General features: G+C 68.6%; 14 protein-coding genes. All 14 read right to left on the bottom strand.

Annotated features, from left to right (window positions below):
* Positions 1 to 177: 177 nt before the first annotated feature.
* Complete coding sequence (locus tag BMY19_RS16150) at positions 178 to 891, bottom strand: ABC transporter ATP-binding protein (protein WP_020092250.1); 714 nt, start codon at positions 889 to 891, stop codon at positions 178 to 180.
* A 13-nt stretch (positions 892 to 904) separates the two neighbouring features.
* Positions 905 to 2,215, bottom strand: a complete 1,311-nt coding sequence (locus BMY19_RS16155; RefSeq protein ID WP_091925833.1) for a lipoprotein-releasing ABC transporter permease subunit — start codon at positions 2,213 to 2,215, stop codon at positions 905 to 907.
* A 9-nt stretch (positions 2,216 to 2,224) separates the two neighbouring features.
* Positions 2,225 to 3,550, bottom strand: a complete 1,326-nt coding sequence (gene proS / locus BMY19_RS16160) for a proline--tRNA ligase (RefSeq protein WP_100252282.1) — start codon at positions 3,548 to 3,550, stop codon at positions 2,225 to 2,227.
* Between the two features lie 508 nt (positions 3,551 to 4,058).
* On the bottom strand, positions 4,059 to 4,385 hold the full coding sequence (locus tag BMY19_RS16165; protein ID WP_020092247.1) for a DUF1467 family protein: 327 nt from the start codon (positions 4,383 to 4,385) through the stop codon (positions 4,059 to 4,061).
* 5 nt (positions 4,386 to 4,390) lie between these two features.
* Positions 4,391 to 4,795 (bottom strand): methylmalonyl-CoA epimerase, encoded by a 405-nt coding sequence (mce, locus tag BMY19_RS16170; RefSeq protein WP_020092246.1) that lies wholly within the window; start codon positions 4,793 to 4,795, stop codon positions 4,391 to 4,393.
* A 272-nt stretch (positions 4,796 to 5,067) separates the two neighbouring features.
* Complete coding sequence (locus tag BMY19_RS16175; protein WP_012319023.1) at positions 5,068 to 6,741, bottom strand: ribonuclease J; 1,674 nt, start codon at positions 6,739 to 6,741, stop codon at positions 5,068 to 5,070.
* Between the two features lie 16 nt (positions 6,742 to 6,757).
* Positions 6,758 to 7,561 (bottom strand): biotin--[acetyl-CoA-carboxylase] ligase, encoded by an 804-nt coding sequence (locus BMY19_RS16180; protein WP_091680288.1) that lies wholly within the window; start codon positions 7,559 to 7,561, stop codon positions 6,758 to 6,760.
* A 7-nt stretch (positions 7,562 to 7,568) separates the two neighbouring features.
* Positions 7,569 to 9,014 (bottom strand): NADH-quinone oxidoreductase subunit NuoN, encoded by a 1,446-nt coding sequence (gene nuoN, locus BMY19_RS16185; RefSeq protein ID WP_020092244.1) that lies wholly within the window; start codon positions 9,012 to 9,014, stop codon positions 7,569 to 7,571.
* Positions 9,015 to 9,024: 10 nt separating this feature from the next.
* Positions 9,025 to 10,545, bottom strand: a complete 1,521-nt coding sequence (locus BMY19_RS16190) for an NADH-quinone oxidoreductase subunit M (RefSeq protein WP_100252283.1) — start codon at positions 10,543 to 10,545, stop codon at positions 9,025 to 9,027.
* A 1-nt stretch (position 10,546) separates the two neighbouring features.
* A complete protein-coding gene (gene nuoL / locus BMY19_RS16195; protein WP_100252284.1) occupies positions 10,547 to 12,670 on the bottom strand; it encodes an NADH-quinone oxidoreductase subunit L in 2,124 nt (707 codons plus the stop codon).
* Between the two features lie 82 nt (positions 12,671 to 12,752).
* On the bottom strand, positions 12,753 to 13,058 hold the full coding sequence (gene nuoK / locus BMY19_RS16200) for an NADH-quinone oxidoreductase subunit NuoK (protein WP_010686008.1): 306 nt from the start codon (positions 13,056 to 13,058) through the stop codon (positions 12,753 to 12,755).
* 34 nt (positions 13,059 to 13,092) lie between these two features.
* Entirely contained in the window at positions 13,093 to 13,713 is a 621-nt protein-coding gene (locus BMY19_RS16205) for an NADH-quinone oxidoreductase subunit J (RefSeq protein ID WP_091977239.1), read from the bottom strand.
* A gap of 222 nt (positions 13,714 to 13,935) precedes the next feature.
* Complete coding sequence (gene nuoI, locus BMY19_RS16210) at positions 13,936 to 14,424, bottom strand: NADH-quinone oxidoreductase subunit NuoI (protein WP_007560744.1); 489 nt, start codon at positions 14,422 to 14,424, stop codon at positions 13,936 to 13,938.
* 27 nt (positions 14,425 to 14,451) lie between these two features.
* Positions 14,452 to 15,474 (bottom strand): NADH-quinone oxidoreductase subunit NuoH, encoded by a 1,023-nt coding sequence (nuoH, locus tag BMY19_RS16215; RefSeq protein WP_100252285.1) that lies wholly within the window; start codon positions 15,472 to 15,474, stop codon positions 14,452 to 14,454.
* Between the last annotated feature and the right edge of the window lie 8 nt (positions 15,475 to 15,482).

Raw genomic sequence — 15,482 nt, forward strand, 5'->3', positions numbered from 1 at the left:
TAAAGAGCGCGTGCACTTGCGGGGCCCGGAGGTCTGCGGGCCGGCTGGCGTCGCGGGCCGGGAGCGATGCGCCCTGTGGTTGATCGAAGCTGCCGCGGCGCGGCGTGTAAGGGGCGCGCCGCCGCGCGTGCCGTCGCCGCGCCGGCACACGGGAGATCTACTCAGCGGGTGGCCCGCTCAGTCGAGCTGCGTGATCAGCCCGTCCCGGATAGTGACCCGCCGATCCATGCGGGCGGCCAATTCCAGGTTGTGGGTCGCGACCAGGGCGGCGAGCCCCGAGGCGCGGACCAGGGCCATCAGGATCGAGAAGACGTGGCCCGCCGTCCCGGGATCGAGGTTGCCGGTCGGCTCGTCGGCGAGCAGCAGCCGCGGGCCGTTGGCCACCGCCCGGGCGATGGCGACGCGCTGCTGCTCACCTCCCGACAGCTCCGCCGGACGGTGCGGCAGCCGCTCCTTGAGGCCGAGGAAGCTCAGGAGTTCCGTGGCGCGGGCCTTCGCCTCCGGGGCCTTCAGGCCGCGGATGAGCTGGGGCATCACCACGTTCTCCAGCGCCGAGAACTCCGGCAGGAGGTGGTGGAACTGGTAGACGAAACCCATCTCCTCGCGCCGCAGGCGCGTGCGCTCGGAATCCGCCATCGCGGCCGTGGGCTGACCGCCGATATAGATCTCGCCCCCGTCCGGCCGCTCCAAGAGGCCGGCGAGGTGCAGCAGGGTCGACTTGCCGGCTCCCGACGGCGCCACCAGCGCGACCAACTCCCCCGGCCAGATCGCGAGGTCGGCCCCGCGCAGGATCTCGAGGGCACCCTCGGCCTGGGCGTAGCGCCGCTCGACGCGGGAGAAGAACAGCGCCGGCACCGGCTGGTCGCCGGCGGTCTGGCTCGAATCGCTCATCGGATGCGGCCCGTCAGCCGTAGCGGAGGGCCTGCACCGGATCGAGCCGGGCGGCGCGCCAGGAGGGATACAGCGTCGCCGCGAGCGACAGCAGCAGGGAGGTGATCACCACGGCGGTGATCTCCTTCGGGTTCATCTGCGCCGGGATCTCGGCGAGGAAGCGCACGGTCGGGTCCCAGGCGCCCGGAAACAGCACGTGCTGGATCGGCTTGATGTTGAGGGTGATCAGGATGCCGAGGCCGAGCCCGCTGAGCGTCCCGACGACGCCGATCAGCGCGCCGTTGATCAGGAACACCCGCATGATCGTGCCCGGCGTCGCCCCCATGGTGCGCAGGATCGCGATGTCGCTCGACTTGTCGCGCACCAGCAGGATCAGGCCGGAGACGATGTTGAGGGTCGCCACCACGACGATCAGGCTGAGGATCAGGAACATGACGTTCCGCTCGACCTCCAGGGCCCCGAAGAAGGTCCGGTTGCGCTGGCGCCAGTCGGTGAGCAGGATCGGGCGTTCGGCCGCCATCTCCAGGGGCTCGCGCATGTCGCCGACATGGTCGGGATCGTCGACGTAGATCTCGATCATGCTCACGTCGCCGTCCTTGTTGAAGAACGCCTGGGCCTCCGCCAGCGGCATGAACACGAAGGTCTGGTCGAACTCGGTCATCCCGACCTCGAACACCGCCTTGACCGTGTAGCTCTTGGTGCGCGGCGCCGTCCCGAAGGGCGTCGACGAGCCCTTGGGCGTGACCAGCGTGATCGTGTCGCCGGCCTGCAGGCCCAGCGTGTCGGCGAGCCGCCGCCCGATCAGCACGCCGGTGCCGTCGTCGAAACCTTCGAGGGTGCCGCCGCGGATCGCCGAGGACACGGCCGCCAGCGCGTCGAGGTCGGCCGCCCGCACGCCGCGGATGATGACCCCCGAGCCGCCGTACTGCGACGAGGCGAAGGCCTGGCCCTCAACCAGCGGCACCGCGGCGCGCACGCCCGCCACCTTCGACAGCCGGTCCGACAGGTCGGTCCAGTCGTTGAATGGCCGGTCGATGGGCGTCGCGAACAGGTGGCCGTTGATGCCGACGATCTTCGACAGCAGTTCCGCGCGGAAGCCGTTCATCACCGACAGGACGATGATCAGCGTGGCGACGCCGAGCGCGATGCCGAGCACCGAGAAGAACGCCACCACCGAGACGCCGCCGCCCCGGCGCCGGGCGCGCAGGTAGCGGCCGGCGAGGATCCACTCGAACGGCGCGAAGGGCGCGGTGCCCTGGCGGAACGAGGCCGCGAACGAGGCCGCGAAGGTCCGAACCCGGTCCAGCTTCGCTGAGGCGGCCATCGGCACGCCTCAGACGCGCCGGATGCGTGCCAGCAGATCGACGGTCGCGAGGCTCTCGCGCTCGCCGCCGGCACGCCGCTTCAGCTCGACCTTGCCCTCCGCCAGGCCCTTGGGCCCGACGATCACCTGCCAGGGCAGGCCGATCAGGTCGGCGGTGGCGAACTTCGCGCCGGGGCGCTCGTCGCGGTCGTCGTAGAGCACCGACAGGCCGGCGGTCTCGAGGTCGGACTGGATCTGCGCGCAGGCGGCGTCGGTGGCCGCGTCCCCGACCTTGAGGTTGATCAGCGCGACGTCGAACGGCGCCACCGAGTCCGGCCAGATGATCCCGGCCTCGTCGTGGCTGGCCTCGACGATGGCGGCGACCAGCCGGCTCGGCCCGATGCCGTAGGAGCCCATATGGACCGGCCGCTCGATCCCGTCCGGACCGGCGACCTTGGCGTCCATCGGCTCGGAATACTTGGTGCCGAAGTAGAAGATGTGCCCGACCTCGATGCCGCGGGCCGCCATGCGGTTGTCCTCCGGGACCTCCGCGAAGGCCGCCGGCTCGTGCATCTCCTCGGTGGCCGCGTAGTGCGAGGTCCAGGCATCGACGATGCCCTGGAGGGCGGCGACGTCGTCGAAATCGACGGTCGCCGGCGGGATGTCGAAGTCGAGATAGGCCTTGTCGCAGAAGACCTCGCTCTCGCCGGTCTTGGCCAGGATGATGAACTCGTGGGACAGGTCACCGCCGATCGGGCCGGTGTCGGCGCGCATCGGGATCGCCTTCAGGCCGAGGCCCGCGAAGGTCCGCAGGTACGCCACGAACATCCGGTTGTAGGCGTGGCGCGCCCCGGCCTGGTCGAAGTCGAACGAGTAGGCGTCCTTCATCAGGAACTCGCGGGAGCGCATCGTGCCGAAGCGCGGCCGCACCTCGTCGCGGAACTTCCACGAGATCTGGTAGAGATTCTTGGGCAGGTCCTTGTAGGAGCGCACGCTCGCCCGGAAGATCTCGGTGACCATCTCCTCGGCGGTGGGGCCGTAGAGCATCTCGCGGTCGTGCCGGTCCTTCAGGCGCAGCATCTCCTTGCCGTAGGCGTCGTAGCGGCCGGATTCCCGCCACAGCTCGGCGGACTGCACCGTCGGCATCAGGATCTCGACGGCGCCGGACCGGTCCTGCTCCCGCCGGATCACCGCGCAGACGCGCTCCAGAACCCGCAGGCCCAGCGGCAACCAGGCGTAGATGCCGGCGGCCTCCTGGCGGACTAGGCCGGCGCGCAGCATCAGCCGGTGCGAGACAATCTCGGCTTCCTTGGGCGTCTCGCGCAAGGTCGGCATGAAATAGCGGGAGAGACGCATGTCGTCAGAGTCTTGGAAGAGGATCGGCCGGGAGGAGCCGCGGCGCGCCGGCACACAACACGCCGGAGACGCAAATTACAAGCACTGCGCGACCACGGCGGGGCGTAATCGCGGCGAACCGGAGGCGGCGACCCGGCCGCGCTGAGGCCGCTGCCTAGGCGGAAAGCGGTATGCCCATTTGCCGGCAAGAAAGCGCAGATTTTTCTCGCAGACCCGGTGACAACACGAATTGTTGTTCCTATAAGCGTCCGGCGATGTTTGCGACGCCCGGAAGAGGTGGCGCAAGGTCCGAGTCTCGGGAGGAAAAGCGACCGCCCCGCAGCCAATGCGAGGGATATTTCTAGGTCGAGCCAGTGAAGCTTGAAAGCAAGGCCTCGGGCCTTGCTTTTTTTATTCTTGGGTCCAGTCGGCGCGGCCGTGTCGGACCACCGGGAGGGCCCGCGCCCATCTGGTTTCCCGGGCCGTGACCCGACGCGGGGCGTCTCCCGGATCGCCGCTCAGAGCCGTCCTACAGTCCAGTCAGCGGGAACACCGCCAGGGCGATCAGGAAGGCGGCGCCCGCGACCAGCGTCGTCCAGATCGCCTTCTCGCGCAGTCGCGGCGCCGCCGGCGCGCCGGGATCCTGGCCCGGAACTACGTGGCTGGGCCGCGTCTCCGGCTGGTTCCGCAGGGGCAGGACCGCGAAGAGCAGCGTCCACCAGACCACGAAATAGAGGGCGATCGCCCCGCCCACCGTCAGCTTGAACAGGCTCACCGCCGCCGCCACGAAGGCGGCGATCAGGACGGTGATCGCCGCCAGGGTCACCGGCGTCGAGCGGGCCAGCGCGTTCATCATCCGGCTCACACCTGCTCCAGCTCGACCAGGGTGCCGAGGAAGTCCTTGGGGTGAAGGAACAGGACCGGCTTGCCGTGCGCGCCGATCCGCGGCTCGCCGGTGCCGAGCACCCGGGCGCCCTGCGCCTTGAGCTGGTCACGCGCGGCCAGGATGTCGTCGACCTCGTAGCAGACGTGGTGGATGCCGCCGCCCGGATTGCGGGCCACGAAGGACTCGATCGGCGAGCCCTCGCCCAGGGGGGACATCAGCTCGATCTTGCTGTTCGGCAGCTCGACGAACACGACGGTGACGCCGTGCTCGGGCTGCGGCAGGGGCGCGGTGATCGTCGCGCCCAGCGTGTCGCGGTAGACCGCGCAGGCGGCGTCGAGATCCTGCACGGCGATGGCCACGTGGTTGAGACGGCCGATCATGATGTTTCCTCCCCGGCGTTCTGGCCCCCTGTCCGGGAGCTTCGTTCGTTCGCGGGGAAGGCTCCGCCCGTACGCGCGGACGCGACCGGCCCCCTCTCCCGTGCGGCAGAGGGTTGGGGTGAGGGACGAGCCCTCTCCGGCAGAACCTGTCCCCCTCACCCTGTCCCTCTCCCGTGCGCGAGAGGGAACCCGGGCCCTGTCCGGCAGCCGATCGGATGATCGGCTGCTTCGGCTCCGTCTAGATTACAGCCAACCGCTATCGGCAGCCAGCTTCACACCTCCACCACCTGCACGTGGCAGGCCGGCTTCTTGCCCCACACCTCGTTGACCGCGGTGCGCACCGCCCGGTCGACCGTCTTCTCGACGCTCTCCGAGTCCTTGAGCTTGCCCCGCGACATCCCCGACAGGGTGCGGGAGACCGCGTCCACCACGGTCTCGATCAGCGGCTCGCCGGACCGGCCGCGGTTCGGCAGGCCGATGATGTCCACCGCCGGCTCGCCGAGCACGACGCCGTCCTCGTCGATAGCGATCGCCACCGAGACCAGGCCGGCCTGCATCAGCTTGCGCCGCTCCGGGATCGCCCGGTCCTTCTCGTCGATCAGGACGTCGCCGTCCTTGAACAGGCGGCCGGCCTTCACGTGGTCGATCACCTCGGGCTTGCCGGGGCTCAGGCGGATCAGGCTGCCGTTGCGGGCCTTGACCACGTTCTGCACGCCCTGCGCCCGCGCGAAGCGGGCGTGCTCGTCGAGGTGCAGGGCCTCGCCGTGGACCGGGATCGCGGTGCCCGGGCGGGTCCACCGGTACATCTCGACCATCTCGTCCCGGCGCGGGTGGCCGGAGACGTGGACGAGGTCGGTGCGGTCGGTGATCACCTCGACGCCCTGCTCGATCAGGTCGTTGATGATCGAGCCGACATCGCGCTCGTTGCCCGGGATGGCGCGCGAGGAGAAGATCACCTGGTCACCGGCGGTGAGGCTGATATCCGGGTGGTCGCGGCGGGAGACGCGGGCGAGCGCCGCCCGCGGCTCGCCCTGTGAGCCGGTGAGCAGCGCGACGACGCGCTCCCGCGGCAGGCTCTTCCACGAATCGGAGCGGCGGAACTCGGGCAGGCCGTCGAGGTAGCCGCACTCGCGGGCCACGTCGATCACCCGGTCCATGGCGCGGCCGACCGCGATGACCTCACGCCCGCAGGCGGCGGCGGCCTCGGCGACCGCGCGGATGCGCGCCACGTTGGACGCGAAGGTCGTCACGGCGACCCGGTGCGGCGCGTCCGCGATCAGCGTCTTCAGCGTCTCGGCGACGGTCTTCTCGCTCGGCGAGAAGCCCTCGCGCACGACGTTGGTCGAGTCGCAGACGATGGCGAGGACGCCCTCGTCCCCGAGCGCCGTGAACGCCTCCGGCGACGTCACCGAGCCGGCCACCGGGGTCGGGTCGATCTTCCAGTCGCCGGTGTGGAGGACGAGGCCCGCCGCGGTGCGGATGGCGATGGCGTTCGATTCCGGGATGGAGTGCGAGACCGGCACGTACTCGAGCTCGAACGGCCCGACGGTCACGCGCCGCCCGGGCTTCACCTCCCGCAGCTCGACCTTCGGGGCGCCGGGCTCGGACAGGCGCCGGGTCTCCAGCAGGTTCTTGGCGAAGCGGGTCGCGTAGACCGGCGCCTTCAGCCGGGGCCACAGCTCGGAGATTGCCCCGATATGGTCCTCGTGCGCGTGGGTGATGAAGATCCCCAGCAGGTCCTTGCGCCGCTCCTCGATGAAGGAGAGGTCGGGGAACATCAGGTCGACGCCCGGCATCTGCTCCTCGCCGGCGAAGCCCATGCCGCAATCGACCATGATCCACTTCCGGCCCTTCTCCGGGCCGAACCCGTAGAGCGCCGCGTTCATCCCGATCTCGCCCACGCCGCCGAGCGGCAGGAAGACCAGCTCCTCCTGTCCCTTTACCATCTGTCGTCGTCCAAACTCAGGCCGCCGTCGCGGCCGATCCGAAATGCACCTCGCCCGCCGTCACGGTATGCCGGTTCCCGTCGGGGGCGAGGATCACGAGCCGCCCCCCCTCGTCGATCGTCTCGAACACGCCCCGCAGGATGTGACCGCCGCTGTGCACCGCGATCTCCGATCCGAGACCCGCGGCCCGCGCGAGCCAGGCCGCGCGCAGGTCAGCGAAATTCCGTCCCCGGTCCCAGGCGCGCGCCCGCGCGGCCACCCGGTCCGAGAGATGTTCCAGTAGCGCCTCGGCGCCGCACGCGTAACCCGCCGCCGCCAGGCTCGCGGCCCCGAGACCCTCCGGCGCCGCCGCGACGTTCACGCCGAAGCCGATGACCGCGGCGCGCCGCCCGCCCGGGAGCGTCTCCGCCTCCAGGAGCAGGCCGGCGAGCTTCGCCCCGCCGAGCAGCACGTCGTTCGGCCATTTGAGCTGAAAAGATCGGGCCCCGGCGCCGGATCCGGTATCCGGCAGGGTGCCGCAGGCCGCCTCCAGCGCCTCGATCAGGGCGAGGCCGGCCACGAAGCCCAACTCGGCGAGGTGGTCCGGCGCGACCCCGGCGACTGGCCAGAGCACGCTCGCCGCGAGGTTGCCGGGGAGCGAGGACCAGCTGTTGCCCCGCCGACCGCGGCCCGCCTCCTGGCGGTGCGTCACCACCCAGAGCGGGCCTGTCTCGCCGGCGCGCGCGCGCGCCACGGCCTCCGTGTTGGTGGAGCCGAGGGTGTCGTGGACGTGCAGGCGGTGGCCCTCGGCGCGCGCCGAGGGCCCGAGTCGGTAGGTCAAGGCCGTCCTAGAACAGCGACTTCGCGGCCCGGCCGGCGGCGCCGACCAGCGGCCCGGGCAGCAGGAAGAACAGCACCACCACGACGCTCGACAGGGCGAGCACGATGCGCAGGCCCGGGGCCATCGCCTCGTACGGCTCCTTCGGCTCGTCGAAGTACATGATCCGCACGACGCGCAGGTAGTAGTAGGCGCCCACCACGCTGGTCACCACGCCGATCACCGCCAGCGTCACGAGACCCGCCTTGATGGCGGCGGCGAAGACGTAGAACTTCGCGAAGAACCCGGCGAGCGGCGGGATGCCGGCCAGCGAGAACATCATCGCGGCGAGGCAGAAGGCGAGCCACGGATGGGTCCGCGACAGGCCCGACAGGTCCTCGATCTTCTCGAACATCACGTCCCGGCGCCGGAGCGACAGGATGATCGCGAAGGTGCCGAGCGTCATCGCGAGGTAGATGATCATGTAGGTGACGAGCCCGCTGATCCCCTCCTCCGAGCCGGAGGCCAGGCCGATCAGCGCGTAGCCGATATTGCCGATCGACGAGTAGGCCATCAGGCGCTTGATCGAGGTCTGCCCGATCGCCGCGAACGAGCCGAGCGCCATCGACGCGATCGAGACGAAGATGAAGATCTGCTGCCAGATCGCCGTCACGTCCGGCATCGCGCCGATGAAGACCCGCACGGTCATCGCCACGGCGGCCATCTTGGGCGCCGAGGCGAAGAAGGCCGTCACCGGGGTCGGCGAGCCCTCGTAGACGTCGGGCGTCCACATGTGGAACGGCACGGCCGCCAGCTTGAAGCACACGCCGGCCGCCAGGAACACGATGCCCAGCACGATGCCGAACCCGGCATTCTCGTTGAGCGCCGAGACGATGCCGGGGAACGAGACGGTGCCGGTGAAGCCGTAGACCAGCGAGGCGCCGTAGAGCAGCATGCCGGAGGAGAGCGCGCCGAGCACGAAGTACTTGAGGCCGGCCTCGGTGGACTTCACGTCGTCGCGGTGGAAGGCGGCGATCACGTAGGCGGCGAGCGACTGCAGCTCCAGGCCCAGGTAGAGCGCGATCAGGTCGTTGGCCGAGACCATGACCATCATGCCGATGGTGCAGAGCACGATCAGCACCGGGAACTCGAACCGGTCGATGCGCTCGCGCTTGAAGAAGTCGTGCGCCAGCAGGATCGTCGCCGCGGATCCGAGCAGCACCAGCGACTTCATCACCTTGGCGAAGGAATCGGACACGAACGCGCCCGACAGGGTCGTGACCCGGCCGTGCACCGGCTGCGAGATCACCACCGACAGGGCGACGAGGAGCAGGGCGAGGGCGCCGATGCTCACGGTCTCGGCGGAGCGGTCGCCGCGCCACGCGCCGTAGAGGATCAGGCCCATGACGCCGACGCCGAGGATCAGCTCGGGCATGAGCGGCGCCAGCGAGGGCAGGACGGAGTGGACGGTTGTCATGGTGTCCGCCTCAGCGCGGGATCGGCAGCGCCGCGGCGGCCGTCTGGGTGTTCGAGAGCGCGGTCTTGATGCTCGCCATCAGCGCGTCGGTCGAGGGCGCGAACACGTCGAGCACGGGGGCCGGGTGAACGCCGTAGTAGATCGTCAGGACGACTAGCGGCGCCAGGATGATCTTCTCGCGGGTGTCTAGATCCAGGATGCCCTGGAGATTCGGCTTCTCCAGCTTCCCGTAGATCACCCGGGCGTAGAGCCACAGGGCGTAGGCCGCCGACAGGATGATGCCGAAGGTCGAGAAGAACGCCACGTTCGGGTTCGCCTTGAAGGCGCCGAGCATGGCCAGGAACTCGCCGACGAAGCCCGAGGTGCCCGGCAGGCCGACATTGGCCATCGTGAACACCATCATGGCCACGGCGTAGAGCGGCATCCGCTTCACGAGGCCGCCATAGGCCGCGATCTCGCGGGTGTGCATCCGGTCGTAGACGACGCCGACGCAGAGGAAGAGCGCCCCCGACACGATGCCGTGGGAGATCATCAGGAACAGCGCGCCCTGGATGCCCTGCTCGTTCAGGGTGAACAGGCCCAGCGTCACGAAGCCCATATGGGCCACCGACGAGTAGGCGATCAGCTTCTTGATGTCGGTCTGCATCATGGCGGTGAGCGACGTGAAGATGATCGCGATCACCGACAGCGCGAACACGAAGGGCGCGAAGTCGTGGCTCGCCACCGGCAGCATCGGCAGCGAGATCCGGATGAAGCCGTAGCCGCCCATCTTCAGGAGGATGCCCGCCAGGATCACCGAGCCGGCGGTGGGCGCCTCCACGTGGGCGTCGGGCAGCCAGGTGTGGACCGGCCACATCGGCATCTTCACCGCGAAGGAGGCGAAGAAGGCGAGCCACAGCCAGGTCTGCATCTGCACCGGGAAGCGGTACTGCAGCAGCGTCGGGATGTCGGTGGTGCCGGCCTGCCAGTACATCGCCATCACGGCGAGCAGCATCAGCACCGAGCCGAGCAGGGTGTAGAGGAAGAACTTGAAGCTGGCGTAGACCCGGCGCGCGCCGCCCCAGATGCCGATGATCAGGAACATCGGGATCAGGCCGGCCTCGAAGAACAGGTAGAACAGCACCAGATCGAGGGCGGCGAAGACACCGATCATCGTCGTCTCGAGGACGAGGAAGGCGACGAAGTACTCCTTCACCCGGAAGTGGATCGAGTGCCACGAGGCGCCGATGCAGAACGGCATCAGGAACGTGGTCAGCAGGATCAGCGGCATCGAGAAGCCGTCGACGCCGAGCTTGAACCGGATCGTCTCGGTGAGCCACGCGTGACTCTCCACGAGCTGGAAGCTCGACGAGGCGGTGTCGTAGCGGCTCCACGCCACCAGGGAGAGCAGGAAGGTGACGATCGTGGTGGCGAGCGCGGCCCAGCGGCTGTTGCGCGCGACCGATTCCTCGTCGCCGTTCAGCGTCAGGATGAAGGCCGCGCCGCAGAGCGGCACGATCAGCAGGCCGGAGAGGATGCCGAGGCCGAGCATGTCAGTGTGCACCCTTGGGCAGGCCGGACATCAGGTACCAGCTGATCAGGCCGGCGACGCCGATGAGCATGACGAAGGCGTAGTGGTAGACGTAGCCGGTCTGGAGACGGACCACCCCGCGGGTCACGTCCACGACGCGCGCCGCGATCCCGTTCGGCCCGAGGCCGTCGATAATCCGGCCGTCGCCCTGCTTCCAGAGGAACAGGCCGAAATCCTTGGCCGGGCGGACGAAGATCCGGTCGTAGATCTCGTCGAAGTACCACTTGTTGAGCAGGAACCGGTACAGCGACGGCTGCTGCGCGGCGAGCGCGCCCGGCAGTTCCGGCCGGCGGATGTACATCCAGTAGGCCACGACGAAGCCGAGGATCAGCATGATCAGCGGCGCGTACGAGACCAGCGCCGGGACGTCGTGGATCTCGTGCATGATGTGGTTGTTCGGGCCGTGGGCAAGGGCGTGACCCCAGAACGCCTCCATCCCCGCGCCGATGAAGCGGTTGTGGAAGATGATCCCGGCGAACAGCGCGCCGAAGGCGAGCACCGCGAGCGGGATCGTCATCACCAGCGGGCTCTCGTGGGGCGTGTGGTCGCCGTGGTGGCCGTGCCCGTGGTGGTCGTCGGCGACGAGGTCGCTCTTGTGGGCCGGCTCGATGTCGTGGCCCTTGTCGTCGTGGGCGACGCCCTCGGTGTGCCCGGGCGCGCCGTCGGCCTCGTGGGCCATGGTCGCGTGGGCCGTAGTCGCGTGGGCGACCGCGGGCGCGTGGTGCTGATCGTGGGCGGCGTGGGCGCCCCAGCGGGCCGGGCCCTCGAAGGTCATGAAGAACAGGCGCCAGGAGTAGAACGAGGTGAAGAACGCCGCCACCACGGTGCACAGGAAGGCGAGTGTGTGCCCGGGGCGGGTCGAGGCGTAGGCCGCCTCGATGATCGCGTCCTTCGAGTAGTAGCCGGCCGTGTAGGGGAAGCCGATCAGCGCGAGCGAACCGATCGCCATCATGGCGCTGGTGTAGGGGATGTAGCGGCGCAGGCCGCCCATGTTCCGCATGTCCTGCTCGTGGTGCATCGCGTGGATGACCGAGCCGGCGCCGAGGAACAGCAGCGCCTTGAAGAAGGCGTGGGTGAACAGGTGGAACACGCCGGCCGCGTAGGCGCCGACGCCGAGCGCCACGAACATGTAGCCGAGCTGCGAGCAGGTCGAGTAGGCGATCACCCGCTTGATGTCGTTCTGCACGAGGCCGATCGTGGCCGCGAACAGGGACGTGATGCCGCCGATCACCGTCACGACGATCAGCGCGTTCGGCGCCTCCTCGAAGAGCGGCGACAGGCGGGCGACCATGAACACGCCGGCGGTGACCATCGTGGCGGCGTGGATCAGCGCCGAGACCGGGGTCGGGCCCTCCATGGCGTCGGGCAGCCACGTGTGCAGCAGGAACTGCGCCGACTTGCCCATGGCGCCCATGAACAGCAGCAGGCAGGCCAGTGTCAGGGCGTTCCAGTCGTAGCCGAGGAGGTGGAAGCTCAGCGTCTTGATCGCATCGACCTTGCCGAAGACGGCGTCGAACGCCACCGAGCCGGTCAGCACGAAGACCAGGAAGATGCCGAGCGAGAAGCCGAAATCGCCGACGCGGTTGACGATGAACGCCTTCATGGCGGCGGCGTTGGCCGAGGGCTTCTCGTACCAGAAGCCGATCAGCAGGTACGAGGCGAGGCCCACGCCCTCCCAGCCGAAGAACATCTGGACGAGGTTGTCGGCGGTCACCAGCATCAGCATGGCGAAGGTGAACAGCGACAGGTAGGCGAAGAAGCGCGGCCGGTGCGGATCCTCCTCCATGTAGCCCACGGAGTAGAGGTGCACGAGAGTCGAGACGGTGGTCACGACGACCAGCATCACCCGGGTCAGGGTGTCGACCTTGAAGGCCCAGTCGACCTGGAGGTCGCCGGCCGCGAACCAGGACGCCACCTGCACGCGCTCGGCCGGCCCGCCGTCGATGAACACGCCCCAGGCGATCAGCGCCGTGAAGGCGAGGAAGGACGTGGTGATGTACTCACAGGCCCGCGCCCCAATGTACCGGCCGAACAGGCCGGCGATCAGGAAGCCGATGAGCGGGAAGAAGACGATCGCGTGATACATCGCTCTCTTGCAGTCCGTCCTCCGGGCCGGCCGCGAAGCGGCGGCGTCCGGATGTCACTCGGGGCGCGCGAAGGGGAAGGCCCTAGCCCTTCATCATGCTGACGTCTTCCACCGCGATCGAGCCGCGGTTGCGGAAGAACACCACCAGGATGGCGAGGCCGATCGCCGATTCGGCGGCCGCGACGGTCAGCACGAACAGGGCGAAGACCTGTCCGGTGATGTCGTTCAGCTGCGTCGAGAAGGCGACGAGGTTGATGTTGACCGAGAGCAGGATCAGCTCGACCGACATCAGGATGACGATGATGTTCTTGCGGTTGATGAAGATGCCGAGCACGCCGAGTGTGAACAGGATCGCCGCGACGGTGAGGTAGTGGCTCAGGCCGATCATCGTTCGATTCCTCCGGCTCTCATCAGCGCGCGCATCAGACCTCGACACCTTGGCGCGAGGGGACCTTGCGGGTCTCGACCGCCATGGCCTGGGTGCGGGCGTTCTGGACCGCGATGTTCTGGCGCTTGACGCCCGGCCGGTCGCGCAGCGTCAGCACGATGGCGCCGATCATGGCGACCAGCAGGATCAGGCCGGCGAGCTGGAAGAAGTAGGCGTAGTCCGTGTAGATCACGCGGCCCAGCGCCTGCGCGTTGGTGAGGTTCTCGGCCGAGGCGACGTTGCCGAGCGGGGCCTGGACGAGGCCCGGATCGATGCTCCACGAGCCGACGACCAGCAGGATCTCGACCAGGAAGACCGCGCCGATCAGGGCGCCGATCGGAAGATACTGCTGGAAGCCCTGGCGCAGCTCGGCGAAATCGACGTCGAGCATCATCACCACGAATAGGAACAGCACCGCGACCGCGCCGACGTAGACGACCACGAGGATCATCGCGAGGAACTCGGCGCCCATCAGGACGAACAGTCCGGCGGCGTTCACGAAGGCGAGGATCAGGAACAGCACCGAGGCGACGGGATTGCGCGAGGCGATCACCATGAAGCCCGACGCGACCGTGATGCTCGCGAACAGATAGAAGAAGGCGGCTGCTGCGGTCATGCGCTGATCGGGATCGGCCGCCGGAGCGGCCCCTTCTGCCGTGCGTGGAGACGGTCCGCGGCGGGCGGCCCGTCTATAGAACCCGGTCGACGGGGGCACAACAGCGCCCCCGGCATGGCTCTAGAGCATCCCACCGGAACCGGGAACCGGTGCGACGCTCTAGGGCCTTGTTTTCGCGTCATCTTCTGCCGGGCACCGGCGACCGGTGCCCGGGACGACGGCTCAGCGATACGGCGCGTCCATCGCGATGTTGCGGGCGATCTCGCGCTCCCAGCGGTCACCGTTCAGCAGGAGCTTCTGCTTGTCGTAGAGAAGCTCCTCGCGGGTCTCCACCGAGAACTCGAAGTTCGGCCCTTCCACGATGGCGTCCACCGGGCAGGCCTCCTGGCACATGCCGCAGTAGATGCACTTCACCATGTCGATGTCGTAGCGCGTCGTGCGGCGGGTGCCGTCGTTGCGCCGGGGGCCCGCCTCGATGGTGATCGCCTGCGCCGGGCAGATCGCCTCGCAGAGCTTGCAGGCGATGCAGCGCTCCTCGCCGTTGGGATAGCGCCGCAGCGCGTGCTCGCCCCGGAAGCGCGGCCCGCGATGGCCCATCTCGAAGGGGTAGTTGATCGTGGCCTTCGGCTTGAAGAAGTAGCGCATGCCGAGGATCATCCCGGACACGAACTCCTTCAGGAGGAGGCTCTTGGCGACCTGATCGAGCTTCATGCCCGGATCTCCGATGCGAAGGGGGGCTCAGGCGCCCGGCGCGAGGCCGGTCAGCTTGAGCACGAAGGCGACGACGACGACCGAGATCAGGGAGATCGGCAGGAAGACCTTCCAGCCGAGACGCATGAGCTGGTCGTAGCGGTAGCGGGGCACGATGGACTTCACCATCGCGAACAGGAAGAACAGGAAGCTGGCCTTCAGGGTGAACCAGATCACGCCCGGCACCCAGGTGAAGGGCGCGAACGGGATCGGGGACAGCCAGCCGCCCAGGAACAGAATGGTCCCGAGGGCGCACATGCTCATGATGGCGACGTACTCGCCGAGCATGAACAGCAGGTACGGCGTCGAGGAGTATTCGACCATGTAGCCGGCCACGAGCTCCGATTCGGCCTCCGGCAGGTCGAAGGGCGGGCGGTTGGTCTCGGCGAGCGCCGAGACGAAGAACACCACGAACATCGGGAACAGCCACAGCCAGTACCAGCCGAACAGGCCGAGGCTGGTGTCCTGCGCCATCACGATGCGCGAGAGGTTGAGCGAGCCGGCGCAGAGCAGCACGCAGATGATCACGAAGCCGAGCGAGACCTCGTAGGAGATCATCTGGGCCGCCGAGCGCAGGGCGCCGAGGAAGGCGTATTTCGAGTTCGACGCCCAGCCGCCCATGATGACGCCGTACACGCCGAGCGACGAGATCGCGAAGATGTAGGTGATGCCGACGTTGATGTCGGCGATCGCCCAGCCGTCCGCGAGCGGGATCACCGCCCAGCTCGACAGGGCGAGCATCGCGAAGACCAGCGGCGCCAGCAGGTAGATCGCCTTGTTGGCGCCCGCCGGGATCACCGGCTCCTTGATCACGAACTTGATCAGGTCGGCGAAGGACTGGAACAGGCCGAACGGCCCGACCACGTTCGGGCCGCGCCGGAGCTGCACGGCAGCCCAGATCTTCCGGTCGGCGAGCAGCGCGTAGGCGATGAAGACGAGGAGCGCGGCGAGGAGCACGAAGCTCTTCAGCACGATCAGGAGCACGGTCCCGAGGATTTCGAGCGGCGTCATCGGTCTTG

Origin of the sequence: Methylobacterium sp. UNC300MFChir4.1 (assembly GCF_900110155.1) — a bacterium.
Lineage (GTDB): Bacteria > Pseudomonadota > Alphaproteobacteria > Rhizobiales > Beijerinckiaceae > Methylobacterium.